Here is a 26,993-nt window from a genome sequence, read left to right on the forward strand (position 1 = left end):
CAATCTGTATAACCTTTATTTTCCGAAGGAGAAACTAATGAGCGATGACATTTTAGACTTGGATGAGGTCAGTGAAATATTAAATAAACCATCGGCAACCATTAAACGTTATGCCAGAGAAAACCTGCTCACCAATGTTGGCGAAGGGGATGAGCTTAAGTTTAAGAAAGATGAAGTGATGCGCTATCTGGAGTTCTCTAAGCGTCTGGGGTAAGACCCGACGGGGGAGAGAGACGCTCTCCTCCCGGTCGGTTCATTGGAACACCACATTTTACGGATACTAACCTAGCTTATGATGCAGGCTCGCGTAATAGTCATCAGTCGCTAACAGGGATTCATGGGTTCCCGAGGCGCTAATTGTTCCCTGCTCCATCAAATGAATTCGATCCATCTGCGCCATGGCCGTTAATCGATGGCTTATCATCAATAGGGTCTTATCGGCTGCAAACTCAAACAAGAGGGCTAAGATCTCCCGCTCGGTGCGCTTATCCAGGCCTTCAGTTGGCTCATCGAGCAGTAACAGGGGCGCATCGCGTAACAGGGCTCTGGCGACACCGATACGTCGCTGTTCGCCACCTGATAACTGCCTTCCGCCCTCACCTATCCAGGTATCGAGTGGTTTTTCACCCTGAGTCAATGTTGTCAATCCAACCTTGTTTAACACCCGGATCAACTTTTCATCATTCACTGCCTTCGCTTCACGCCTTTGGGCCCGCGTCGCCAGAGGCTCAGTCGGCTTCTGAGCTAAGGTGAGGTTACTCCTTAATGTACCGCTCAGCAGATAGATCCGTTGGCTGATAAGGGTGATCCCCTCCCTTAGAGAAGTTTCCCCAAACTCGGTAATATCCCGGCCATCGACACTGACGCTGCCCGATGTCGGTTGCCACTCTCTCGTGATAAGCGACAAGAGGCTGGATTTACCACAACCCGTCTGCCCCAAAAGTGCGACTTTCTCTCCCGCCTTCACCGACAGATCTATACCTCTGAGAACGGTATGTTCAGATTGTTGATCAGACTCGACATCTCGATTCGTACTATCAGGCTGATAACTGAAGAAGATATCTTTGAGCAGCAACTCCCCCTTAGATACCTTAGTGTCGCAATCGGGGTTAAACACTATGTCGGGTTCCTGCTCCACTAACTCATTGACCCGCTTAGCCGCTGTCACGCAAGCAGAGAGGTGTTGAAACGCCCCCGCGATAGGCATCAGCATCTCGATGCAGGCCATAGTCATAAATACCATCATGGCGAGCATTGGTCCGGGAGGCACATGCTCTCCTACACCGGAGGCGGCCATATAGAGCATGATGATCACAGCCACGCCGTGGCATAAAATCAAACAAGCCTGACTCAAGGCGGTGACATTGGCCATCGCCGACTGGCTATTTAACATGGCTGTTTCGGCTTTAGATATCTCGGCTCTGAATCGATCGCTGGCGCCGAACAGAGTGATCTCAGCCTGTCCCTGTATAAACTCCAGCAACTGCACCCTGAAGTGCCGTTTAGCCTCGAGTTGCTCTATGCCGGGCTTTCTACCCAAACGATAGAAGATGAAGGGAAGCAGCAACCATACCGCCAATAAGATCCCGCACAGTATCAGGGCTAACTGAGCATCGAACCAGGCAACAAAAAGATATAAGGCTCCCAGCATTAACAGAGAGGCCGCCATCGGAGTCAGTAGCCTCAGATAGAGATGATCTAAGGTATCGATATCCGCGACTAATCTATTGAGCAGATCCCCCTGCCTTAACCCTTGCAGGTTCTTGGCACTCAAGGGCAGTAACTTACGCCAGGTCCAGCTTCTGAGCTGAGTCAGCAATCTGAAGGTCGCTTCGTGGGTCGCCAGACGTTCGCCATACCGACTTGCCGTACGGGCAATAGAGAGAAACCGAACCCCACCGGCGGGGGTGAAATAGTTAAACGTCTGCGCCGTCACAACCGTTAAACCCGCAACCGCGGCGGCAGAGAGAAACCATCCCGACAGTGACAGTAAACCTATCCCTGCCATCAGGGTAGTAATGCTGAGGAGTAAACCGGTAAACATCATCAACCACTGATGTTTAAACAACTTTATAAAAGGAAACAGCGCCTTCATCGGTTAAGCCCCTTCAGGTTAGTAAACTCATCATTGCTCTCTTCCTGCATCTGCTTAAACAGACCCTGATTCTGGTCTAACTCATCGAAACTCCCTCGCTGTACCACAAGTCCCCTATCCAGCACTAAGATGGTATCCATCGTGTGCAGCTGATCCAGCCTGTGAGTCACCATCAGGCAAGCTTTCCCCGACATCGCCTCTCTAAGCGCCGTCTGTACCGCTTGCTCACTGTGATTATCCAGACTCGCCGTCGGTTCATCGAGAACAAACAGGGAAGCATCCTGGCCCAGGGCCCGGGCAAGAGCGATACGCTGCGCCTGTCCCACCGAGACGCCCGATGCCTGTTCGCCTATCGGGTGATTCAGCCCATGGGTTTGACGTTCAACGAAGTTCAAGACCTTCGCCTTCTCAAGCAAGGCCATCACGGTCTCATCACCCATATCGGGCTTGCTCATGGAGACATTGTCACGAATGGTGCCATGAAACAGCTGAGGATCTTGCCCCAACCAGGCTAAGTGGCGACGCCATTGGGATTTATTGAGTGCATTAAGCTCGACTCCATTAACCTTAAGGCTTCCGCGATAGGGAAGGAATCCCAGCAATGCATTGAGCAGACTGGTTTTACCGGCGCCGCTTGGCCCCACGACAGCCATATGCTCACCCGCGCTTATATTGAAATCCACCGGCCCCAGTAACTGAGTACCGTCGGGACTGTCGACGCACAGGGCACTTGCCTGAATCGATATTCCAGCCCTGAAGCTCTCAGTAATAAGAGGGTCAGCCTTCCCCTTAACAAGCAGTGGATCGCTTGCCGATTCAGTGCCGGACTCAACTTTATGATTTAACAGCGCCATCAACTCTTCGGCGGCACCTATCGCCTGCGCCTTTGCATGGTAATGGGTCCCCATATCTCGAAGCGGTTGATAAAATTCGGGGGCGAGGATCAGCACAAACAGACCGGTAAACAGGGTGAGACCCGCGCCATAATGGCCGAAATTCAGATGGTCCAGATAGCTGAAACCAAAGTAAACGGCGAGTACGGCAATGGATACTGCCGCAAAAAACTCCAGCACGGCAGAGCTTAAGAATGCCAGCCTGAGTACCGACATGGTCCGCTCTCGGAACTCCTCGGATGCCGATTCGATAGCCTCACTCTCTGCGTCGCCGCGATTAAACAACTTGATGGTATTTAATCCCTTCATTCTGTCCATGAAGTGGCCACTGAGCTTAGCCAGGGCGCTGAAATTCTTTCGGTTGGCATCGGCGGCGCCCATGCCGACCAGTGCCATAAACATGGGGATCAGCGGCGCCGTCAGCAAGAGGATCAGTCCGGCGGCCCAATTAATCGGAAACACGACCACGAGTATGGTGAGCGGTATAAAGGCCGCCAAGATGATCTGCGGCAGATAACGGGCATAGAAATCATGCAGATCTTCCACCTGCTCTAACACGATACTTGCCCAACTCCCCGCTGGTTTGCCTTTAATGAAGCAGGGGCCAAGCTCGGTCAATTTATCTAAAACCGCGCCACGGATCTGCACCCTAAGCCGCCTTCCCGCCTCGAAACTGACTCTCTCTCGTCCATAGGCCAACCCCGCCCGGATAAAGATGAGTCCCACCAGACAATAGAATTGGGTAGCAAACTGCTCCTTGGGCAGCTCCAGAATGATCAGCCCATGTAAAATAGTGGCAATCAGGTAGGCCTGCGCCACTAATGATAAACCGGTCAACAGACCAAATAATACGGTCAAATTCAGATAGAAACCACAGGCTTGTTTCTGTTGTTTCAACCAGGAGGTGAGTACTTTTTCTAAGGGTTTGTCCATGCTTCTCCGGCAAGATAGCGAGCTATGACTTAGGATAAGCCATTGAGATGGGACGCAGTATCGCAGGCATCGATAGAGGAATAAAACGCCAGTCTCGTAATTGTTAACGGATTCACAAAAATTGAGCTAGATCAATTTTTGAGGGAACTAATTTCTCCTTCTCTCTCCCAAAAAAAAAGGCCGGTGAGCATCTGCTCGACCGGCCTATTATGACTATTTGATGACCCGTAATCTGAGTCTCAGCGTTACCGCTTATTTATCAGATGCGTAGTCGTCACTATCTTCATCGAAATCACTGTCATCGCCGCCATCGGCAACGTCGCGAGCATCACGCCATGCGTCAGCCGCTAACTCTTTAGCTGCAGTCGCTTCTGTACGCACTTCACGTTGCTTAGCTTTACGCTCATTTCGTTCCATCAACTTATCGAGGAATGATTTAAGCTCTTTCTCGCCCCAAGCTGTGGCTTCCGCTTCGGTTGCAAAACCTGTTTTTCTTTTCGAAACGATAGTCTTTCTCGCTGTCATACGACGAGTAATTTCAGCGGCCCACACATCTTTGTCTTGTACTATGCGGTAATCGAATTTCTTGGTTTGTGTCATGTTACTTATTTCCTACAGATAAAGTCTTATCGCACACCCCTTTGGGCAAGCGTTAAGTAAAAATTGTTTCCAGCTTCCTCTACCCCAGAGCTCAAACAGTGAGTCACAGGGATAGAAGTATATATTCTAGTAGATTTGACTTGGCGACGTGTCGCTAATCATCAACCTAAGTGTCTTTTGGCGCACCGACATCACATTTGTTGCAATCGAGCCCACATACTAACCTGACAAGCCTGTGATTTTCATCATCTTTAAGGTAACTAACAATGGCTTGTTTCATATCTTACAGAGACAGATGACGAATGCACCGCCGCGTCGACAATCGGTTTTGAAGCGCTCAAAGCGGGAGATTAACACGTACAGAGTTTAAACAAAATGATCCTTGTAACTTTATCTTATATCGAGTGACATAAAGCAGTGCTCGCTCAGCGAGAATTAAGCTCATCAACTTCCCGGACAAAACGCACGTGAAAGCTGTCTACCTCTCCGCGCCTTGCTTATTTATTAGCTCTTTTATCCCTTATCCTGTAAGATGCACGCCCGCCAGAGTCACTGGCTCCATGAATTCTGCTGTTTTAAAGCACCGAGAGACCAATCTATGAGTTTTACCTCCCTGGGGTTATCAGCCCCGATATTAAAAGCTGTTGCCCAAAAAGGTTACGATACTCCTTCACCTATCCAAGCTCAGGCAATTCCCGCTGTGTTGGAAGGCAAGGATGTGATGGCCGCAGCTCAAACAGGTACAGGTAAAACGGCAGGCTTTACTCTGCCACTATTAGAGCTATTAACCAGAGGCAATCGTGCTCAAGCTAAACAAGTTCGCGCGCTGGTATTAACCCCGACTCGTGAACTCGCGGCCCAGGTCGCCGAGAGTGTAGAGACTTATGGTAAAAACCTGCCTCTACGTTCGGCAGTTGTCTTCGGTGGTGTAGGTATTGGCCCACAGATATCTAAGTTAGGCAAAGGCGTCGATATTCTGGTTGCGACTCCGGGGCGTCTGCTGGATCTATTTAATCAGCGAGCCCTGAATTTCAATCAACTGGAAGTGTTGATCCTCGATGAAGCCGACCGCATGTTAGATATGGGCTTTATTCATGACATCAAGAAAATTCTTAAGGTATTGCCAGCGAAGCGCCAGAACCTGATGTTCTCGGCAACCTTCTCTGATGATATCCGTAAACTGGCCAAAGGCTTAGTGAACAACCCGGTAGAGATCTCGGTAACGCCACGTAACGCTACGGCAAAAACCGTCGAGCAGTATATCTATCAGGTCGATCAGAAGCAGAAAACCGCTGCGCTGATCCATCTGATCAAACAAAATGACTGGAAACAGGTATTAGTATTCAGCCGCACTAAACATGGTGCAAACCGTATCGCTAAGAACCTCGAAGCTAATGACCTCACCGCAGCTGCCATCCACGGTAACAAGAGCCAAGGCGCACGTACTAAGGCCTTAGCTAACTTTAAGAGTGGTGAAGTGCGCGTGTTAGTCGCCACCGATATTGCCGCCCGAGGTATCGATATCGATCAGCTACCTAATGTGGTTAACTTCGACCTGCCAAATGTACCCGAGGATTATGTTCATCGTATCGGCCGTACAGGACGTGCCGGCGCCGATGGTCAAGCGGTTTCGCTTGTCAGCGGTGATGAAAGTAAGCTGCTCAGAGATATTGAGCGTCTGATTAAGCAAAAAATTCCTCGCAAAGAAGTTGAAGGCTTTGTGCCGACTCAAGTTGTCGCCGAAACCGATCTTAATGAGAGAAAACATGGTCAAAACCGTGGTCCACGCAATGCCAACGGCAGAGGCAATGGTCGCTCAAACTCCGGTTCAAGAAACAATGACTCTCGTGGCAATGCTTCACGTGGCTCATCGCGTAACGACTCTCGTAGTGAAAGCAGTCAAGGTGGCAGAGTAGAACATAAAGACGGTCAACGCAGTGGTGATTCTGCTCGCGGGCATAAGCCCAACGACAAGAACTCAAGCCATAGCCGTTCACGCAGACCTTCGGGTCAATCAACTTCGAGTGCGCCTGCGTCTAAGCCAAGTTCAAATAGCAGCATCTGGGGTAAGTAATTCTTAGATATCAAGGATAACCGACTCCCGGAATAAAGAACTTCATAGTACTCGTTTCGAAGAATAAGCAGAGCAGCCGCTCTGCTTTTTTTTGCCTTCATGTTAACCTCTCATTGAGCATTGCATCACTGGACAACCCAAATCTGGTACCGGTTAAGTATCATATACTTACTTCCAGCCAGCTAGAGTGGCTGCACATTGAGGATAATGTGCCCAAGTATCCCGGCACTCGACAGGGGTAGTCAGTCGCATCACTGACTTCGGATGTTTGCTTGGGTTTATCTGGTATTTAGTAGGTTTATTGAAGATCCTACCTTCAAGAGGATTTAAAGCCTGCGGCTCGCTTATGTGCAGATACTTCTGTGACACGCTGCAAGTACATCCGTGTAAGCTCGACGATGGCATCCATGCCATCAACGGCCACAGTCGCATCTACACCTGTATCTATTCTCTCTTCGATTAAAGTGATTAATTATGTAGAAGGGCTAAACACTAAATTACCTCCGATCGCATTGCTAGGTGAAGTATCACCATGACAACACGAACATCCAAAATAAAACCTATCGATTAAAACTCTATGTAAACTCTTCTAACCACCTGCAAGTTCGAGGATTCCCCGTTGGAAGTTGCCGAAATACGTAATTAAAAATGCCGTAGAGCCATCATGGATGATGGCTCAGACTCGGGGCTACATGGATGTAGCATCTGAGTCGTTAGGTGATTTTTATCGGAGTATGAGGAGCACAACTTCGCCGGGGCGGCACGGGGTGATCCAAGAGGGGGATTGCTGTTGTTCTCCCTCTTGGTCGGGTGTGGACGGTACGTCCACGACTTTCATCCAAACAAAGTTTGGAAAGCAAATTTCTGCCTTGGGTGGCAAAAGATGCCAGACAAAAAAAGGGAGCGACCTTAATCGCTCCCTTCAAAGTTGAAACCTAGTCTCAACTATCAGACTAGCGCATCTCCCAGGCACGATAATTGCGGCCTTTGAGTTTGCCGTTGGTGATCTTATGCAGAGCACGCTTAGCCACTTTACGGTCAACCGCGACATATGAGCGGAATTCGGTGATCTTAATCTTACCGACCTCGGAGCCTTGAATGCCATCTTCGCCAGTTAGCGCACCTAAGATATCGCCAGGGCGTACCTTATGCTTCTTACCACCATCGATCTGCAGAGTTACCATCTTAGGTTGAGTCGGGAGGGTATCGAGCAGGTTCTCAGGCGGCAGGCCTTCGCTGACGATATCATGGTCGAGATACTCTTCTAACAGCTTGATCTTATAGTCATCGTCATAGGTGTAGAAGGTAAAGGCGGCGCCCTTGCTGCCGGCACGGCCGGTACGACCGATGCGGTGAATATGCACTTCGGTGTCGAAGGCGAATTCGTAGTTAATCACCATATCCAAGGCTTCGATATCCAGACCTCGAGCGGCGACATCGGTTGCCACCATGATAGAGGCACTCTTGTTGGCAAACTGCATCAGGGTGATGTCTCTATCTCTCTGCTCCAGATCGCCATGGAGTGCCACCACACTGAAACCATCATTGGCCAGAGTCGCGGCCACGTCTTTGGTCTCACGCTTGGTATTACAAAATACAACGGCGCTCTCCGGTCTATGCTGCAATAATAACAGGCGCAGGGCCTTCTGACGGTCTTTGTTGCTATCTATCTGATAGAAATGCTGGTCGATACTGCTACTGTCATGAGTCGATGTCACCTTGACCATCACAGGCTCATACATGATCTCTTCGGCGATCTTTTGGATCTGCTTAGGGAACGTCGCGCTAAACAGCAATGTCTGACGTTCACGTGGCATCTGAGCCATGATGTAGTCAAGATCTGGCAAGAAGCCCATCTCTAACATACGATCCGCTTCATCCAGCACTAAGGTATTCACATCTTCAAGGCTTAAACGTTCACGTGACAGGTGATCGATAATTCGGCCTGGTGTTCCAACAATAATATGTGCGCCATGCTCTAAAGATCCGATCTGCGGCCCCATAGGTACGCCGCCACATAGGGTCAAGACCTTGATATTGTGGATACCACGGGCAAGCGTACGGATCTCTTTCGCTACTTGATCGGCAAGCTCTCGAGTCGGGCACAATACCAAAGATTGAATACGGAAACGCTTTACGTTTAACTTGTGCAATAGACCCAAACCAAAGGCCGCCGTTTTACCTGAGCCGGTCTTACCCTGGCCGATAACATCTTCACCATTTAAGATCGCAGGTAAACTCTGCGCCTGAATTGGCGTCATCGAGTCGTAACCCATTGTTTTCAGGTTATCGAGTAGTTCAGGTTTTAGCGTTAATGTCGAAAATGACATATTACGATCTGCATTTGGGGTAACTTGGCTCAAGGTCTATTCCTATTTTTATCACGACGAAACACTCGTCATGAAAGCGACTATCTATAAAGAACTAATCAATAGTGCATCATTCAATAATAGACTAAACAATAGTCAATCATTCAAATATAAGCTATTGATACATCGCTGATATAAATCGAATTTATCGAGATAACTATCATCCTGTGAAATTGATGATATTCCGGCTCAATAATAATGGGCGTGATTATAGCAAGGTTTGATATGAGTTGCTCGTATCCTTGGCTGTAATGCCAATCGGTATAACCGTCAGAAACGCCAAGGATAGAGGAGGGGTAATCAAAAGAGGCGACTCAGTCCATAGAGTAGAGCCTATACGTTCACCCCACCTGAATCTTTCGTATCGGATATACGAGCCTGATATTACTGAGGTAGCTCTGCGCATAGAGTCGAGCCAACTCTTCTACCCACCGAAATTCAACAGGGCATCTTTCACATCATAGAATGCGCAAGCGTTACGATTACTGAGGCAGCTCTCCCCGTAGCGTCGAACCGATTCTCTCGACCCACCAGTCAATGGCATCTCTGGCATCATCTGTCGAATCAATCATGGTGCTCAGATCCTTACTACCCGCTTTTCTGTCGATAACCGCGACGATAGGCTTACCTGAGTTAGCATCGCTGATCATCATCTCAATCGTGGCGCTACCGACATTGGTGTGCTCTCCGGTCACAACTTTAGAGATAGTGGAGATCCCGAGCCCAAAGGGAAGCAGACTACTGGTGACCGCCAAGATAGGGTTAGGCGTTTCTATGTTGGTCAGGGCGACACTAATCCTTAAGGTCTTCCCCTTCGGGTTATCTACTAGCTCAAAACGAGTCGCGGCCTTCTGTTTTATCTTTTCGACCAGATACTCAGACACGCCGATAACCTCCTCTTCAGATAGATTATCGTAGCGGGTCTTATCATCCAGAACTAACCAGACCTGATCGACGATAACGCTATCGTATTGCCCGAGAATTTCATTAAGATCTTTGATGCTCTTAATACCCGGTTTTGCCCAGATAAGGTCGCTGCCACCTTCCGGCCCCGGCCTGAAGTCATCGAAGCTTTTAAACATCTGTGATTGACGATAATCCTGAACGACACCACAGCCGCTTAATAGCAGTACAAATAGACTCACAGCCAAACTCAGTGCGATTCGACAAGATTTCATAAAATTTCCCATTCAACTAATTCAAAACTGATTTAAAACTAAGTCAAAACTAATAAAAGCGCGGCTAACTCAAGTGCTTCACACAAACACCACTACACAACTGTCTAGTCATCATAACACAACAGTCTGAATTGCGCTCAATGAAATGACTCCGCAAAGCCCGTCCCTAACTCATTGCTACTCATCGAATCTATTGTGACCCCCCTTGTGAATCGAAGCCCCACTGCTCGGTCCCTCTCTCTCGGCCTCTTTCAAAAAAAGCAAAAAGTAGCAAAAGAAGGCAAAAAAAAGCCCCGAATGTTCGGGGCTTTCAATAATGAGTCGATTACGACTCTATATTAATTTCATCTAAGCCGTAGCGAGCTCAACTTCTTCTGTCTTATTCGCATCTAAGCGCTTAATCACGACGCCATAGATTATCAAGGAGACAGCTGAAACCGTTGCAATAGCGGCAAAGAAGTACCAGATGTAATGTGCATGCGATGCCGCAGCAGCCCATTCAACATGGGTATCGAAAGTACGAGGATCCGGACAATATGCCTGAAGCAGGTATCCTGACAGACCGAAGCCTAACAGCGAGCTGATGAAAGAGTGCAAGTGTGAGAAACCAAGGTAGAGTCCCTCCTCTCCCTTAGGTGCCTGCAGCGAGAAGTATTCGAGGAAGCGCGGCGAGATGAAACACTCGGCCAAACCCTGGAACACGATACCGATAATCATCATAGCCGCAATCGGGTGCATGCCTAAGATGGTTTCTGTACCGGCAAACATATTACCCGATGCCATCAGAAGCGCCGAGACAGGCATGATAAACATACCGATAGTCATTGAAGAGAGCGCACTACGTTTGCTCATCATGGCAGTCACGAGACTGACCGACAGAAATACCACTAACGGGTTTACGTTGGCATACCAAGATGGCGAAGAGCCCTCACCCGCCATACGCAATACATACTTAGGCATAGTCGCATACAGCTGATGCTGCACCATCCAGAAACCACTGATAATAACGGTCAGTGAGATTAATCGGCCATTACTCAGTACTCTGGTAAGTGCGGACCATATTTCAGCCAGAGACTTTCCTTCGCTGTTGGTCTCGGCATTTTTGAAGAAGATAAAGATACTGATAAACGCAATCAGCGTCATGCTGGCAGCGAAATAGTTGAGGTTGATTAAACCGAGATCACCCATGGACTCACGCAGAGGTTTAACCACTGTTTTACCGGAGAAGGCGCCAATATTAACCATCATATAGAAGATCGAGAAACCTTTGGCACGGTTAGCGGTAGTCGTACACTTAGCCACGGTAGCCGTGATCACCGCCTTGATAAATGAACCACCAATCATGATAACGATAAGAATTGGCACGATGGCCCAGCGAATATCGGCTTCTTTCAGTCCGTGATAGGTCGCCTCCTTACCATATTCAACCAGCCCTTGTCCCTCTAACAGTGCAGGGAAAAGTGCAAGGCCGGAATAACCTATTGTAAGCAGACCGAAGGCCAGCAGTAACGCTCCCCTGAAGCCGATTTTGTCTGCCAGTGCCCCACTAAAGGTCGGCAGAAAATAGAGACCCGCGGAGAAAGAACCGGCAAGCCATGCGGCCTCAACATCGGTAAACCCTAAGATACGTGATAAATAAAGGGTGATCACAATGAACACGCCATAATAGGCGGCGCGCTCTAAAAGTTCGACGCCGTTGGCAATCCAAAATGTTTTTGGAAAACCCTGCTGCGTCGATGAGGACGTATTGTTAGTCATTTTATTTTATTCCAGATCTGAAGTTGTTATCTGCATCAACATATTATCTAGCCCGTGATGACGCAATTGTGACAATATCTATTCTATCTCGATTCTATCTCTATTCGTCTGAGGCCTGAGTTTCCAACAGATTGAAGACTCGACTCCAACCAATATAAAACCCAGATGCACCGACTCCAGGCCGATGTGCCACGAACAAGGCCTGACATGCCCCGAATAAGAAGTAGCGCCGGATTCTATCACGATTTTGTTAATGACAAGACAGTTAATGCTCAGTTGTGAGCACTCCACACACCAAAACCATTAACAATAATCGAGGCAAACTAACAAGGGAACGGAGTTAACATCTGATTGTAGGGGTATTAATGGTGTCAAAATACCTATACAGCTGTTCGGTATTTATTCAACTCACGTCAACTTTCCTAATGAAGATACCTCCATGCCTCGATTATCGGACTAAATAGCGCTACCCTTTGCCTAAAGTAGCCATATACAGACAAGCCAATGACTAAACCTAACATCAGCAAACAGCAACTCATCGACGTCCTCAACGCTTGGGGGGAACAGAAGCTCACCGCGGATCAGCTTCAGGACTGGATGGTCACTAACTACGACCCCGATGAAACCGACATAGGCAAGGGCGAGGCGGAGTGGACCGTAGAAGCGATGAATATCGTAATGAATGAATATGAGATAGCCAAGCAGGAGAAGTTTCGCCTTGAAAACTACATGCTGGCGGTCGAGTTTATTCAGGCAGAAGAGTCACACTTTAACCAGACCCGCCACCTGTTTCTGCGCGAAGGATTTCGCGATTAACCCACTATTTATCAGCCTAAACTGAGAGCAAACTCTCAGCAGTCCCCCTAAAATCTAACGTTAGGGAGTGACTAAGCTATTATTTAACATCGCAATTGCCAACTGTCTCCTATACTTATTTCAGATTAGGAGACATGCCAATGTTAAAACTGAATATTCGCCGCAAAGTGGTCTTAACGACCTTAGCTTCCGTTGTACTTTCCATACTGATCATCAGCATCTATTCGCTCAGTACCAGCCGTAGTATTATCCTCGAAAGCACCCTGGAGAGAGAGCTGCCGGCTGTCTTAGGCGAGGTAGCTAACGACATCCACGCCCAACTCTTGATGCCGATAACGATCAGCAAGGTGATGGCAAATAACATCGACTATCAGGATATAATTCGTCGGGGGGACACCCCGGATACCCATGAGGCGATCGACAATTACCTCACTAATATCCAGCAAAAGTTTGACACCATCACCGCCTTTCTGGTCTCGGGCAATAGCGGCCGTTACTTCATCCCCGGCGGCATACTGAAAACCATCTCCGAGTCCGACTCGAGTGACCAGTGGTTTTATAACTTTATGAAGAGTGGCAAACAGTACTCCCTCAGTTTAGATGTCGATGAGTCGAATCAGATCCCGACGCTGTTTATTAACTACCTAATGACGATTGACGGAAAACCCAGTGCCGTGGCTGGTGTGGGCCTGTCGCTTTCAAGTATGGCCTCCAGTATTAAACAGTACCATATTGGCACCCATGGTCAGGTCTTCCTGGTTGATGGCAGCGGCACCATCAAGATCCACCCCGACAGCGGTTATAGCGGCAAGCAGTTGAGTAGTTTAGGTGAGATAGATACTGAATCACTCTTTAAAGAGCAGGATTTCGCCACCACAGAGTATTCCGATAATGGCCAAGAGATGTTGGTCGCGAGCCGATATCTGCCCGATATCGGTTGGTATCTTATCGCTCAGATCCCCCGGGATGAGATCTTTGGCACCTTAGACGACGCCACCTGGTCTGTGGTTATTATGGGCATCGTGATCGCTCTCTTCTTTATGGCTGTCAGCATGTGGCTGATAAACCACCTGCTCTCTCCCTTTGGAGAGTTGGCCAAGATGCTCAAAGCCATTGGCGAGGGTGAAGGCGATCTCACACTCAGACTCGATGACTCCCGTCAGGATGAGACAGGTAATATGGCACAGGGCTATAACCATTTCGTCGACTATCTCAGCCGCACCCTGCAGAGCGTATCGGCGACAGGCAATGATCTCTTTGAGGCCGTCGACCGTATCGATAACCAAGCTAAGCATATGGAGCATGAGATAAACGAGCAGGTGAGCAAGATAGAGCAGATAGCCACCGCCATTCATGAGATGGGCATGACGGCCGAGGAGATAGCCGGGAGTGCCAATAACGCCGCAGAAAATGCCTCTGTCGCCGAGGAAGCCGTGGTACAGGGTAACAGTTCTGTTCAAAAAACCATTACCAGTGTGGCAACCATGAGCGAGCAACTGCAAAATACCAGCTCGACCATCAGCAAACTCGCCGAAGATGCCAGCTCTATCGATACCGTGCTCGAAGTTATCCGTGGGGTCTCAGAGCAGACCAACCTGCTGGCGCTCAACGCCGCCATCGAGGCCGCCCGAGCAGGCGAACAGGGACGAGGGTTTGCCGTAGTCGCCGATGAGGTCAGAACATTAGCCTCACGCAGTCACGCCTCAACCGAAGAGATCCGCAATATTATCGAGCAACTGCAGGAGAGAACCAACGAAGCAGTAAAAGCAATTGAGCAGAGCACCGAACTGAGTAGTGACAGCCAGCAGGAAGCAACCTCATCGGGTGAGCATCTGCAAAGCATCTCAGACAACATCAAGGCGATGAACGAGATGAGCGTACAGATAGCCACCGCAACCGGTGAACAATCGAATGTGGTGGGGGAGATAAATCCCCATGTCACGGCTATCGCCGATATCTCAAGAACCAGTAGTCAGGTAGTGCAACAGACCTCTGTCGATTGTAGCGATCTCAGAGAGATGGCAGTACAACTCAATGAGTTGGTGTCACGATTTAAGTTTTAAGTTTTAAGTTTTAAGTTTTAAGTTTTAAGTTTTAAGTTTTAAGTTTTAAGTTTTGAGTTTTAAGTTTTAAGTAATGAAGCCCCGGGAGTATGGAGCCGACAGGTATGCTGAGCATAAGGTTATGCTCAATGCCAGGAAGCTCCTTACCGTACAGGTTAAGCATTTCAGGTAGAATGACTGACAACTGAATGATGCGCCATGGGAGTAGGCTGTTATTTCTAGGCACGACACTATTAAATATTTGGGAGCATGCTCATATATCCGCAAGACGTGTACACAATTTCATTCCATTTGAGTACTTCAAGATCTATTATCAGATGTGAGAATTGAGTTATAGATAAAAATATCAATACCATTACCTCTACTAATTTCTGCACTTTTACGCTGCAAGGCGCTATTGAATAAGGGCTATCATCTGAATCTGAATGGATAAATTTACTGATATACCAGACATTAAATATCGGGCTCCGAGCATCGAGAAGTCCGGAATAGAGGTTTTAGATCTAGACAAGTTCTACAAGAAACTACCAAAGTATGATCATGACCCCTCAAAGCCCCACAGGCTTCATTACTTCTGCTTTATCTATATTACCCAGGGGGAAGGCAGCCACTTCATCGATTGTAATTACTACCCATTCAGGAAAGGTAGCTTCATCGCTGTGAACAAAAATCAAATACAAGCATTCGATCTAATAAATCGGCCCAAAGGGAAAATGATAAATGTCACGGAGAAGTTTTTTGATGAAATTCGAGCCAATATCAGAATGCCGCTCTTCACTCCTACTCATCTGGCGACTGCACATTCTCCCGTTTTTATTATGGACCAATCGACTAAAGAGAGCTGTGATCTTTTTTTAGAGGAGATCGATAAGGCGCAGGCAAGCGAGCATTGTGACAACTTACTCCTTCAGCTTGTTTTTTCTTCGCTATTGCTAAAGTTAAGCCAGAAAAGAACGAGTCATATCGAGCTGTTAAACGAGGTGCAGGCCCATAGATTCAGTCAGTTTATATCACTGATTGAGGAGAAGTTCACTATCACCAGAGATGCATTGGCTTACGCCGATATGATACATATCTCGTACAAATATCTGAATCAGATCTGTAAGCTGGCATGCAACCAAACCGCCAAACAACTGATTGATGCGCACATCATTCTGGAAATAAAACGCAGGCTCACCATAGATAACTCTCAGGTGCAGCAGATAGCCTATGATCTGGGCTTTGATGATGTCACTTACTTCGTAAAATATTTCAAAAGACACACCCTTCTCACACCATCTCAATTCAAAGAGGTCTCAAAGGGCTAAGCCATCTTAGCTTTAGCAGGCTCTAATTAACTCTTAGCAGCCTAGAGTTACTGACGTACCACAATGAATACTCCCAACAGTTAACAATCCCCTCAGCCATTGGCAGATGTTGAATACAAGCTATACAGGGCATCTCTGATCCGTATCAGTTGTTGAGATAGAATCTCATCCCCCCCCGTCTCTGGCTCAAAGAATTTCCATTAGGTTCGACTTCCACCATTTTTGGTTCGATAAGTCCATGCGATTAATAGGGGCTTTTAATTAACTTCAACCTATCGCACCACTTACATAGTTTACAACCAGGCAACAAGCCTTGTTCACCTAAAACCCCCATAAAATTAGGAAGCTATGTTGGCGCGATAACTGATGAGTAGAAAAAATAATAATCTATTAATATGATTACGGGAAAGATAATGATGAATACGATAAATATAAGCGTACCTTACAGGAAGCTAGTGCTTGCCTGTATGATCAGCATGTTGGTGGCTTGTGGCAGTGATGACCCAGCTCCAACTCCTGAGCCTCCGTTACCGCCGGAGAATACCGCTCCGGTTGCCAATCCAAACGAAGCGGCAACCATTGTGGGAACCAGCATACTAATCGATGCCCTGGCAAACGATACTGATGCAGACGGTGATGCACTGACCATAGAAACGGTGACGCTGATTGACGGCACCGGAAGCGCAAGCATCGAAAACAACCAGATCCGATTTACTCCGGATAAAGTCGGCACCACCACACTGAACTACACCATTAGCGATGGTAACGGGGGCGTGGCCGAATCAGGGATCACTATAACCGTTACCTCTGATGCCTCTGTTACACTGAGTTATGTCGGTACAGAGACCTGTATCGCCTGTCATACCGATAAGAAGACCTATTATGAGACCGGCCATAACTTTAAGTTGACTAAAATTGTAGATGGTAAGGAGCCTGTGTATCCATTTACAACTCTCGATGGTTCCTTAGAGGTAATGGACGGAGTCACTAACACTCTGGGTAAACCAGAGAGCTGGGCAGATATCAGCTATGTTATCGGTGGCTATAAAAAAGTCGCTCTGTTTATCGATGCGAATGGTTACATTATCAATGGTACAAATGTGACGGCTCTTGCTGCGCCTTTAGGTGAGAAAGTGACTAAGATGTTCCCAGAGTATCCTGACAAGGCGCCGGATGGAAGCCCGTACGGTTACTGTGGCAGATGCCACACAACAGGTTGGGAAGATTACACCGAAGGTGCCGGTGATAACCGAAACCTGAACAGACAAGATGATCTGCCGGGAATGGACGGCACGTTCGCTATGACCGGAGTTCAGTGTGAGAGTTGTCACGGCGCCGGTAGTGAGCATGTTAAGGGTCCATCAAAAAATAACATTGTTAGGATAGCAGAAGCACGCGTTCCTGGAGATTTCACTGCAGATGATATGGGATATGGTAAGGCGGCTGCCTGTATTGAGTGTCATACCACAGATGACGCCGTCAGACGTTACCCGGACTATGAGTCTCCTTTCGAGCAAAAGTTTGGAGCACCTAGCCTGGGTGCACGCTTGAAGAGGGATGACCACACCTTTGGCCCCGAAGGCCGTCGTGATGGCCGTGGTGGTCGTCATGCGGCTTCAACCCTGATCGGTGCCGATCCGGACACTGGCGAACTTATGGGTAAGAAGAAGGACTTCACCTGCTCAACTTGTCATAATCCTCACCGGTCTGAACACTATCAAGATAAGCCGGGTCACGAAGATGCCATGGTGCGCGAGTGTACCGATTGTCATGACAAGGAATTTGCCAATGTGACGGGATCTAACTTAGCCTCTGCGGCCCACGAGTTCATCGCTGAGTGTAAAGATTGCCATATGCCAAGCGAATCTCACCTCTTTAAGATCGATCTCGAAGGGGTAAAGGAAGACCCAAGACACTTCTCCGCAGACGGCGAGTACATGAAGCCGTGGCTTCGTGCCTACGACAGTTGTTCTGGCTGTCATGAGGAGGACTATGACTTGAGAGCCGCGAAGATAGGACAAATTCATAAGTAATTCATAAGTATTAGTTTTCCTGCAAGTCCCCTGAGGCAAACCCTCTGAGGTCAGTCCCTTGAGGTAATGGTCCAGGGCAATGCCAGTCACTGATAGTGACTGGCATTTTTTTATGGTGTTATGAAATAATCTGTCGGCTGGCACAGTCGGCTTCGTTAGCTCCTAGCCCCCGCCCCTTCCCTTCCCTGACTCAAGAGTTTCAGCCCTATCGTCTATAGTCTATGACCAGTAGCCTTACTTTAAGGCTTAACTACACCGATCACATCGTTGTGCCTGTCTATCCTCACCTATCTGGTCTAAGAGTTTCGGCCTCCAGCTCTTATAAGCATAGATAAATCAGTTAATATTCATCCATATCCGCTCATATTCCACTTCATATTTTTACTGGAATACTAAAGAATAGTCTTCGTTGCCGGCAACCCACGTCTATAAAATGATACTCACAAGGAATCGAGCATGACATTAGGAAATCAGATCAAACACTTCAGAAATGAAAGAGGTTATAGCCAGCCGGAACTTGCGGAGCTGGCGGGTATTGAACAGTCCTATCTTTCGAAGCTGGAAAATGATAAATCAGTGCCATCGAACGACATATTCAGACAATTACTTTCAGCCTTGTCACTCACGACTCAAGAGTTTGTCGATTCTCTCGATACCGATAAACATAAACAGCAGCTCAACTTAATCCCCGATATCGAACTTTTACTGGCACAAAAAAATAAAATGAATGTGCAAAACCTGCGTCGTTATCTCTATATTTCCAGCATATTACTCATCATAGGTGTCACCCTGTTTTATACCGGTTCGAGTAAGCAACTATTCAGTGAGACCCGCTATCAGTATCAGTCTCACGGTCTGGTTATGATTGATGAACCCGATGATATCTTCTCATCCTGGCCTCACCGTATCGATAGAGCCTTAATGAAGGAGAGACGGCTGGAGATGGAAAACCGCAAAGACAATAGCTTCCTGTTAACCACGGAAAATAGAGGGCCGGAGTTCACTGTGATTCTGGAAAACGGAAAACGTCACTATTTCTTCGATAAAGAGGAACGGATACCCAGAGCAATCAATGCCTGGCTACAGATACTTGGCGTCTTGCTGGTCACTTCGGGGCTTATCGGCTTCTTACTGGAGAAGCGATTTAACAAGTTATAGAGCCTTAATTAACATGAGTAGCGCCTAGATTCTAGTTGGCCAGGTTCCAGGACCTAGATTCTAGATTCTAGATTCTAGATTCTAGATTCTAAAGCCTCGGATCCTAGAACCTTATTTTTAAGGCTTAAATACGCCTATCACATCGCCGGTGGCTTTCTTAGCCACCTTTTCATCGGGCTGCTGCTCACTGTAATCACAGTCGATGCACTCTACGGTTTCGACACCATTAACTTTAAACAAGACTATGCTATCCATCGCCTTACATTCAGGACACTTAGCACCGGCAACAAAACGTCTCTTCACTCTAGCTTCAGCCACTTAATTCTCAACCTTTGATTGGGGTCACTGCTCAATAGTCGCCTATTTTGCCATAAACAAAGAAAAATCGCCGTATTGTTCGGCACTTTTCCCCTGTTAGTAACGCAGTTTGTGGCTCCGTTTGTGGTAATGATGGTCATTTGTGAGATATCATCAGCCCAATTGTCTCCAGAACATCACCAAGTCGTACTCAATGATATCCATCAATCAAGCACAGTTGATCCGCGGCAGTAAAACGCTTCTGGATGAAACCTCTCTCACTATTTACCCGGGCCACAAAGTGGGCTTAGTCGGTGCTAACGGCACAGGAAAATCATCACTACTCGCGTTAATACTTGGCAAAATAAGCTTAGATAAAGGTGATATTAGTCTGCCAAGTGGCTGGCAGATAGCGACAGTCGCTCAGGAGACGCCCGCCCTTGAGGTATCGGCACTAGAATATGTTATCGATGGTGATGTTGAGTATCGAGAGCTTGAAAGGCAACTTCACCAAGCTCAGGCCGATGATAACGGTAATGCCATTGCCCACCTGCACGGAAAAATTGATGCCATTGGCGGCTATGCTATTCGCTCACGAGCGGCCAGCCTGTTAGCCGGCCTGGGATTCAGTGAAGCGGAGCAATCCAATCCGGTCAGGAGTTTTTCAGGTGGTTGGCGTATGCGCCTCAATCTGGCTCAAGCGCTGCTGTGCCGCTCAGATCTCCTGCTCCTCGATGAGCCAACCAACCACCTTGACTTAGATACCATGTATTGGCTCGAAGGATGGATCAAAGCCTATCAGGGTACGCTCATCTTGATCAGCCACGACAGAGACTTTATCGATGGCATCGTCACTGAGATCATTCATGTCGAAAACCATAAGCTCAACTATTACAAAGGCAACTATACCGCCTTCGAGCGGATCCGTGCCGAACGTATGGCGCAACAGCAGGTCGCTTTCGAGCGCCAGCAGAAAGAACGGGCTCATATGCAGTCCTTTGTCGACCGATTCCGCTACAAGGCCAGTAAAGCAAAACAAGCACAGAGTCGCCTCAAAGCATTGGAGCGTATGGCAGAACTGTTACCGTCACAGGCTGACAGTCAATTTCATATGGCATTTCTTGAGCCTGAAACTCTGCCGAATCCACTCGTCACCATGGAAAATGTCTCTGTAGGTTATGGCGACACCGAGATCTTAAAAAGCGTTCAATTGAACCTGGTTCCCGGTGCGCGTATCGGCCTGCTCGGACGTAACGGCGCGGGTAAATCGACGCTTATTAAATTACTCTCCGAAGAACTCTCCCCGATGAAGGGAAAGTACGAGACGAATCCGGGCCTCAATATCGGCTATTTCGCACAGCACCAACTCGAGAGCCTTCGCCTCGATGACACTCCACTTCAGCACCTGTCACGCCTGGCCCCGACGACGCGAGAGCAAGAGTTGAGAAACTTCCTCGGTTGTTATGGCTTCAATGGTGACATGGTGTTATCCCCCGTCCGTCCTTTTTCCGGCGGAGAGAAGGCCAGATTAGTTTTGGCATTATTGGTATGGCAACGCCCTAACCTTCTACTTCTCGATGAGCCAACCAACCACTTGGATCTTGAGATGCGCCATGCACTGACGATGGCGTTGCAGTCGTTCGAGGGGGCGATGATTATCGTATCCCACGACAGACACCTGCTCAGACTCAGTTGTAGCGATTACTATCTGGTCGACGGCGGTCAAGTGCGTAGTTTCGATGGTGACCTCGATGATTACCATCAATGGCTTCTCGATGCAGCCAAGTCGGCAAACAGAGAGGAGGTCAGTGCAGAGGCTAAACCTGCTCAGGATAAGAAACTACAGAAGCGTTTAGAGGCCGAGTTGCGCCAAAAACTATCGCCGATGCGAAAGGTTCAGCTCAAGCTCGAGAAAGCGCAGCAAAAATCGAGTACCCGTTTATCTGAACTTGAAGAGATGCTGGCCGACATGAGTTTGTATGAGGCCGACAATAAGGCTAAATTAACTCAGGTCTTAAGTGAACGAACTCAGCTCACTCAAGCGTTAGAGGAGAGTGAGATGGAATGGTTAGAGGTTCAGGAGTCTATCGAAGAGATTGAACAAGAGGTTCGTTCAGCACTCTGATACTAACTCAGACTATAGCGATGTTCATATCAGGGATAGAACATCGCCAAGACAAAAATGCATAAGGAAACGCGTTAAATGACCTATTTAAATCAGTTTGATCTCTCTCTTTGGCTAATGTGTGACAGCTATTACCACCAGCATCAAACGCTCTGTATTCAGCTTCAGGATGAACATCAAGTTAATGTGAACTTACTCTTGCTTTCCTTATGGTTAGACAAACAGGGCTACCTGTTAACCCCAACAGATTGGTCGCAGATGAAAGATGAGGTCCATCACTGGGAAGAGCGAGTTTTACTCCCCTACAGAAAATTACGTAAGCTGAGTAAAAACAGCTTAGTCGATGGCGAGTATCAGCAGATGCTTGAGGTCGAACTCATGTTAGAACGAAAATCTCAAGGCCTTATCCTGCATAAGCTTAGACAGCTCCCCCATGAAGGTAACAGCTCGAACCTGAATGTATTTTTAGAGCTGTATCGGCTAAATGCGGATGAATATCAGCAACTGGCAGCCTAGCCGGAAGAGCAAGCGCCCTCTACAACAGGAGCGAAGGCTTCACTCCTGTTCTTTTGAGCTAGCTCTTAGATGAGGTTAGTCGCTCGGCCAAACGTGTCGCGTTTCTTGCCGTCATGCCATAGATAGACAGTTGTGGGTTGGCACCTAAACTGGTGGGAAAGATAGAACCATCCATAACAGACATGTTTTCATAGTAATGAGACTGTCCATGACTATCGACCATAGACATTTTGAGGTCTTCCCCCATGGGACAGCCCCCCATAACATGCGCCGAAGCAACCACTGTTTTCAGCGGCGCTAACTCCATCGTCTCTATCTTAGTCTTGGCCTCGGCCCAGCTGTTCAGGTAGGGCATCCCTTCGCTTATCGGCAGTACCTGTTTAGCTCCTGCGGCAAACTGTAGTTCGGCCATGCTGGAAAACGCCCTTCTTGCCGCATTCCAAAATTCCGCGGTCAGAGGGTAATCCAAGGTAAACCCCTTATCGGTCAGATGTACCTGCCCCCCCCGACTCTGCTCATGATAGCCGTCTCTGACCAGAGCTATCGTCACCTGAAGTTGATTAAAGTTGGCCATTAATTCGGCATGACTCTTACCGTAACCCAATGTTTTCGAACCGATAAGAATAGGGTGAACCGGAGGCACCTCTAACTTATAACCCAGCTGACCGTCTGCGCCGTCGCGCCAGACAAACTCGTCGGAATAGATGGACTGAGGTGCGCCACTGTGGGCATTAATGGGATCACTAAAAATAGCCCCACTCAACAGGCTTGGATGCAGGAAGGTACGCTTGCCGAGTATTTGATTGGGATCGGTGACGCCGGAGCGCATCAATAATGTCGGCGTGTGTATGGCACCCGCCGCAATAATATAGTGCTTAGCCTTAAAGGTTAACTCCACGGAGGTGGGCTTCAGGTTCTCATCCAGCGCGATGGCCTTAGCCGCGAAGATCTTATCCTTGTGATGCTCTAACTTTACCACTTTGGCGCGACTCACCAGGGTCGCTCCTTTTTCAAGTGCCGCCGGAATGGTGGTGACCAACATAGATTGTTTCGCATTCACTGGGCATCCCATGCCGCAATATCCCGTATTCCAGCACCCTTTGACGTTGCGTTTAATCACGGTGAAATCCCAATTCAGTTTTTCACAGCCGGTTTTTAATGCATCATTATTTCTATTGGGCGCAAATGGCCACTCAGAAATATTCAGGCGTTGCTCCATCTTCTCAAACCAGGGATCCAACTCCTCTCTGGACAAGCCTTTAACCGACTTGTCTTTAGCCCAATAATCCAAGGCCTTTTTGGGTGTTCTGATAGAGGTGGTCCAATTGACGGTGGTCGAGCCGCCCACGGCCCTGCCCTGAAAGATGCCAATCGCCTTATCTTTCGTTTTCATGGCGGCCGCTTGGTGGTAGAGATTAGGATAGGCGCGCCGCTCCTCCATATTAAAACTTCGGGATGATTTCAGTGGACCTCCCTCAATAATAATAACCGTCAAGCCGGCATCGGTTAATATCTCGGCGGCGACACCGCCACCGGCACCGCTGCCAACGATAACGACATCGGCCTCGAGAGTTTGACTCTCATTTAACAGGCTGGCATCGATATGTTTCCAGCCCGAGGCCAGTCCCTCTTCAATCGGATCTGCTATTACCACCTCAACTACCTCCAACGACTTACTATTTTAGTTATAATTTTAAATGCGTTACAGCAATGCCAAGTCGTTATTGTCTAGGCTTCCTGGCCCAGAAATGTCGGCTTTTCATAATTCAATCGACTCCAGTGCTCGGGGCAGGAGTAATAACTCGCAATAATCAACTCCCTGAGACCTTGATAAGCGGTCACCATCAGGTCTAAAAAACTGGTACGCCAATACTCTAACATTGAGATCAACTCTTGCGGAGTACGCATCATTAATGGGGTCATGCTACCGGTCAAGATCAGCAGGCCCAGCCTCTGCTCCAACATATCCAGTAGCTGTTCCAACTCGGCCTGTCCCTCTTCGGGCAAGATGGCGATTGTCTGCCCGATGGCATCTAAGGTACGATTTTCGGCGGCGCGGCGAAGCGTTTCGACCTCGGGGAGCGCGCCATCCAAAAATACCGGAAGAAGCGCGCTGAACAGCAATCTATGCTGGCTATCTTGTGATCTGTTAGCCGCGATAAATTCAGGCGAATAGATGCTGAACCCCAGCGCTAATGAGGCCGTCCCCACGAATGTCGATGTTAAAAAAGTCCGTCTTTTCATGCCCACCCCTCTGTAATTTTCAATGAGGATAAATATCCAGCACAGAAAGTCGTTGTTTTTCTATACTATACCTATGCCTGCTCACATGCGAAGCGACCTCAGATATAGCAGCAAATAGCGCTGGTTCCTGTCTCTGTAGAGTCATATAAATTAACCATTGGACAGCCCAGACTTGAAGTGGTCTTTTTCTCATCGAGAAAAAGAAACAAACAGGTATGCTACAATGCAACTCACATTAATAATTAAACACACGTTTTAATTTTCAGCAATAGCCAATATATTATGACGCACTCTTTTTCACCTCCATGGTGGGCAAAAAGCCCCCATGTTCAGACTATTCTACCGGTATTCACCAAGGTGGACAGACCAGTGCTGAGCCGAGAACGTCTTGAGCTCAGTGACGGAGATTTTATCGATCTGGACTGGTTAAGCTTTCCCCAAGATAGCCAAAATATTCTGGTTATCATTCATGGGCTGGAAGGTAGTGCCGACTCTCATTACGTACGCAGGATCTTGCAGGAGTGCCGCGATAGAGATCTATGTGCAGTCGTTCACCATCACAGAAGCTGCTCAGGAGAACCGAATCGTCTGGCCCGAAGCTATCATAGTGGTGATACCCAAGATCTGCAGACACATCTGACCCACTTAAAGTCGCGATATCCAAATTCAAAGATAAGGGCCGTAGGTTACAGCCTCGGCGGCAACGTACTGACTAAATATCTGGGCGAGCATGATGAGGCGAGTCTCATCGAACGTGCCGTTGTAGTATCGGCACCGTTAAAACTTGCAGCATGCGCTAAGAGGTTGGAAAGAGGATTTTCCAAGGTTTACCAAAGCTACCTGATAAAGCAGTTACAGCAGAAACTCACCGAAAAGGTCAAAGACAAACAGCTTGGACAGAGCATGCCGATCTCGATGTCGCAGATAGATGAGCTCAACACCTTCTATAGCTTCGACCATAGAGTAACGGCTCCGCTTCATGGGTTTACGGGAGTGGATGACTACTACCATAGAGCCAGCGGTATGGACTACCTAAAACATATTCGTCAGCCTACGTTAGTCATACATGCAGAGGATGATCCTTTCATGACCCGGGACGTGATCCCAGCCGCAGATAAGTTGTCTCCTCAGGTGGTCTATGAACTGCATAATCGCGGTGGACATGTCGGCTTTATCGAGGGTGGCACACCATTAAAACCTAAATACTATCTGGAAAGGCGGATCCTCACCTTTCTCTCACACAGTGGTACCTAAACATGTTAGTTCCCTATGATGCACTGCAGCAGTTACCCAATGAGACCTTAGAGAGTTTAATTAAAGAATATCTCTTCTCTCAGGTCGAAGATGGCAGCTTTTCAGACACCGATGATGAAACGCTAACACTCGCCATAAACAAATGTAAACAAGCACTAAAGCAAGGGATTTTAGTCGTTGAATACAGCGAAGATGATGAGTCTATTGCTATTCGTCAACATGATCACCTCCATAACTAAATCGCAGCTAGAAACTAGCTAAATCACGTACGAATTTGACCTGACAGGTCTGGTTACCGTATAAAGATGGGTCAGCTTAACGATATGTACGGCTCTTTTTCAGGTTCCATTTAGGAAATTTAATGTCAGCAAAACATCCCATCATCGCAGTTACCGGTTCATCTGGAGCGGGTACGACGACAACGACAACGGCCTTTAAGCATATCTTCCGTCAACTCGGGATCAATGCAGCTTCGGTCGAAGGTGACAGCTTTCATCACTTTACCCGCCCTGAAATGGAGTTAAAGATCCGCAAGTCTAAAACCGAAGATAAAAATATCAGCTACTTTGGTCCGGAAGCGAACGACTTTGAAAGATTAGAGCAATGTTTCAGCGACTATAGCGCGACGGGTCAAGGCGAAACCCGTGCATACCTACATACCTTCGATGAAGCTGTTCCGTTCAACCAGATGCCGGGAACATTTACCCAATGGCACCCTTTACCGGAAAATACCGATATGCTCTACTATGAAGGGCTTCATGGTGGAGTGAAAACCGACAACTGCAATGTCGCAGAACATGTCGACCTGCTGATAGGGATGGTTCCGATCGTCAATCTGGAGTGGATTCAAAAGATCATTCGAGACACGTCTGAAAGAGGCCACAGTCGTGAAAAAGTAATGGGCTCGATCGTACGTAGCATGGACGATTACATTAACCATATGACCCCCCAGTTTTCTCGCACCCACATCAACTTTCAGCGTGTTCCGACGGTGGATACCTCGAATCCGTTCAGTGCGAAAAATATCCCCAGCTTAGATGAAAGCTTCGTTGTGATCCGCTTTCGTGGGATCAAGAATGTAGACTTTCCCTATTATCTGAAGATGATCGATGGTTCATTTATGTCCAGGGTCAATACGCTTGTAGTACCGGGAGGCAAGATGTCTCTGGCTATGGAGTTGATATTAACTCCCTTGATCAGAGATCTATTAGAGAAACGTCAGCAGCTTTTATTGCTGGATAATGAATAGTGAATAGTGAGTAGTGAACAGGTAAGAAACC

General features: G+C 47.8%; 21 protein-coding genes. 12 read left to right on the plus strand and 9 right to left on the minus strand.

Annotated elements, in window-relative coordinates; genetic code table 11:
- Positions 1-37: 37 nt before the first annotated feature.
- Complete coding sequence (locus SSED_RS20095; protein ID WP_012144181.1) at positions 38-214, plus strand: helix-turn-helix domain-containing protein; 177 nt, start codon at positions 38-40, stop codon at positions 212-214.
- 66 nt (positions 215-280) lie between these two features.
- Here the strand turns inward: SSED_RS20095 and cydC are convergent, their stop codons facing one another.
- From cydC to SSED_RS20110, 3 genes are all read right to left on the minus strand, one after another.
- Entirely contained in the window at positions 281-2,095 is a 1,815-nt protein-coding gene (gene cydC, locus SSED_RS20100; RefSeq protein ID WP_012144182.1) for a heme ABC transporter ATP-binding protein/permease CydC, read from the minus strand.
- Positions 2,092-3,921 (minus strand): heme ABC transporter permease/ATP-binding protein CydD, encoded by a 1,830-nt coding sequence (gene cydD / locus SSED_RS20105; protein WP_012144183.1) that lies wholly within the window; start codon positions 3,919-3,921, stop codon positions 2,092-2,094. Before cydD ends, cydC begins: the two co-directional genes overlap by 4 nt.
- A gap of 252 nt (positions 3,922-4,173) precedes the next feature.
- A complete protein-coding gene (locus SSED_RS20110) occupies positions 4,174-4,521 on the minus strand; it encodes a DUF3622 domain-containing protein (RefSeq protein WP_012144184.1) in 348 nt (115 codons plus the stop codon).
- Positions 4,522-5,119: 598 nt separating this feature from the next.
- Here SSED_RS20110 and SSED_RS20115 point away from each other — a divergent pair.
- On the plus strand, positions 5,120-6,595 hold the full coding sequence (locus SSED_RS20115) for a DEAD/DEAH box helicase (RefSeq protein ID WP_041421831.1): 1,476 nt from the start codon (positions 5,120-5,122) through the stop codon (positions 6,593-6,595).
- Positions 6,596-7,548: 953 nt separating this feature from the next.
- Here the strand turns inward: SSED_RS20115 and dbpA are convergent.
- From dbpA to SSED_RS20130, 3 genes are all read right to left on the minus strand, one after another.
- Positions 7,549-8,925 carry an ATP-dependent RNA helicase DbpA gene (gene dbpA, locus SSED_RS20120; protein WP_012144186.1) on the minus strand — a complete coding sequence of 459 codons (1,377 nt, stop codon included), beginning with the start codon at positions 8,923-8,925 and terminating at the stop codon, positions 7,549-7,551.
- A 521-nt stretch (positions 8,926-9,446) separates the two neighbouring features.
- Positions 9,447-10,142: a DUF3313 domain-containing protein gene (locus tag SSED_RS20125; RefSeq protein WP_012144187.1), complete on the minus strand. Its 696-nt coding sequence runs from the start codon at positions 10,140-10,142 to the stop codon at positions 9,447-9,449.
- Between the two features lie 348 nt (positions 10,143-10,490).
- Positions 10,491-11,900, minus strand: coding sequence for an MFS transporter (locus SSED_RS20130; protein ID WP_012144188.1), 1,410 nt, complete (start codon positions 11,898-11,900; stop codon positions 10,491-10,493).
- 504 nt (positions 11,901-12,404) lie between these two features.
- Here SSED_RS20130 and SSED_RS20135 point away from each other — a divergent pair.
- From SSED_RS20135 to SSED_RS20155, 5 genes are all read left to right on the plus strand, one after another.
- On the plus strand, positions 12,405-12,716 hold the full coding sequence (locus SSED_RS20135) for a hypothetical protein (RefSeq protein ID WP_012144189.1): 312 nt from the start codon (positions 12,405-12,407) through the stop codon (positions 12,714-12,716).
- A gap of 140 nt (positions 12,717-12,856) precedes the next feature.
- Positions 12,857-14,779 (plus strand): methyl-accepting chemotaxis protein, encoded by a 1,923-nt coding sequence (locus SSED_RS20140; protein ID WP_012144190.1) that lies wholly within the window; start codon positions 12,857-12,859, stop codon positions 14,777-14,779.
- Positions 14,780-15,204: 425 nt separating this feature from the next.
- The gene (locus SSED_RS20145; RefSeq protein ID WP_012144191.1) at positions 15,205-16,086 is read left to right on the plus strand and encodes an AraC family transcriptional regulator; all 882 of its coding nucleotides are present in this window, start codon (positions 15,205-15,207) and stop codon (positions 16,084-16,086) included.
- A gap of 413 nt (positions 16,087-16,499) precedes the next feature.
- Entirely contained in the window at positions 16,500-18,119 is a 1,620-nt protein-coding gene (locus SSED_RS20150) for an Ig-like domain-containing protein (RefSeq protein ID WP_012144192.1), read from the plus strand.
- 456 nt (positions 18,120-18,575) lie between these two features.
- Complete coding sequence (locus tag SSED_RS20155; protein WP_012144193.1) at positions 18,576-19,277, plus strand: helix-turn-helix domain-containing protein; 702 nt, start codon at positions 18,576-18,578, stop codon at positions 19,275-19,277.
- A gap of 117 nt (positions 19,278-19,394) precedes the next feature.
- Here SSED_RS20155 and SSED_RS20160 read toward each other — a convergent pair whose 3' ends face one another.
- The gene (locus SSED_RS20160) at positions 19,395-19,595 is read right to left on the minus strand and encodes a YheV family putative zinc ribbon protein (protein ID WP_012144194.1); all 201 of its coding nucleotides are present in this window, start codon (positions 19,593-19,595) and stop codon (positions 19,395-19,397) included.
- A 193-nt stretch (positions 19,596-19,788) separates the two neighbouring features.
- Here SSED_RS20160 and SSED_RS20165 point away from each other — a divergent pair, with 193 nt between their 5' ends.
- Together SSED_RS20165 and SSED_RS20170 are read left to right on the plus strand one after the other, a co-directional pair.
- On the plus strand, positions 19,789-21,699 hold the full coding sequence (locus SSED_RS20165; protein ID WP_012144195.1) for an ABC transporter ATP-binding protein: 1,911 nt from the start codon (positions 19,789-19,791) through the stop codon (positions 21,697-21,699).
- Positions 21,700-21,777: 78 nt separating this feature from the next.
- Positions 21,778-22,215: a TIGR02444 family protein gene (locus tag SSED_RS20170; protein WP_012144196.1), complete on the plus strand. Its 438-nt coding sequence runs from the start codon at positions 21,778-21,780 to the stop codon at positions 22,213-22,215.
- A gap of 58 nt (positions 22,216-22,273) precedes the next feature.
- Here the strand turns inward: SSED_RS20170 and SSED_RS20175 are convergent, their stop codons facing one another.
- A complete protein-coding gene (locus SSED_RS20175) occupies positions 22,274-23,869 on the minus strand; it encodes a GMC family oxidoreductase (protein WP_012144197.1) in 1,596 nt (531 codons plus the stop codon).
- 74 nt (positions 23,870-23,943) lie between these two features.
- The gene (locus tag SSED_RS20180; protein WP_012144198.1) at positions 23,944-24,459 is read right to left on the minus strand and encodes a hypothetical protein; all 516 of its coding nucleotides are present in this window, start codon (positions 24,457-24,459) and stop codon (positions 23,944-23,946) included.
- Between the two features lie 282 nt (positions 24,460-24,741).
- Between SSED_RS20180 and SSED_RS20185 the strand changes: the two genes are divergently transcribed.
- The 3 genes from SSED_RS20185 (at position 24,742) to SSED_RS20195 (ending at position 26,962) form a co-directional block, all read left to right on the plus strand.
- Positions 24,742-25,713, plus strand: coding sequence for a hydrolase (locus SSED_RS20185; protein ID WP_012144199.1), 972 nt, complete (start codon positions 24,742-24,744; stop codon positions 25,711-25,713).
- Positions 25,714-25,715: 2 nt separating this feature from the next.
- Positions 25,716-25,952, plus strand: a complete 237-nt coding sequence (locus SSED_RS20190; protein WP_012144200.1) for a YheU family protein — start codon at positions 25,716-25,718, stop codon at positions 25,950-25,952.
- A 122-nt stretch (positions 25,953-26,074) separates the two neighbouring features.
- Positions 26,075-26,962: a phosphoribulokinase gene (locus tag SSED_RS20195; protein ID WP_012144201.1), complete on the plus strand. Its 888-nt coding sequence runs from the start codon at positions 26,075-26,077 to the stop codon at positions 26,960-26,962.
- Positions 26,963-26,993: the final 31 nt, after the last annotated feature.

The organism is Shewanella sediminis HAW-EB3 (assembly GCF_000018025.1).
Classification (GTDB): Bacteria; Pseudomonadota; Gammaproteobacteria; order Enterobacterales; family Shewanellaceae; genus Shewanella; species Shewanella sediminis.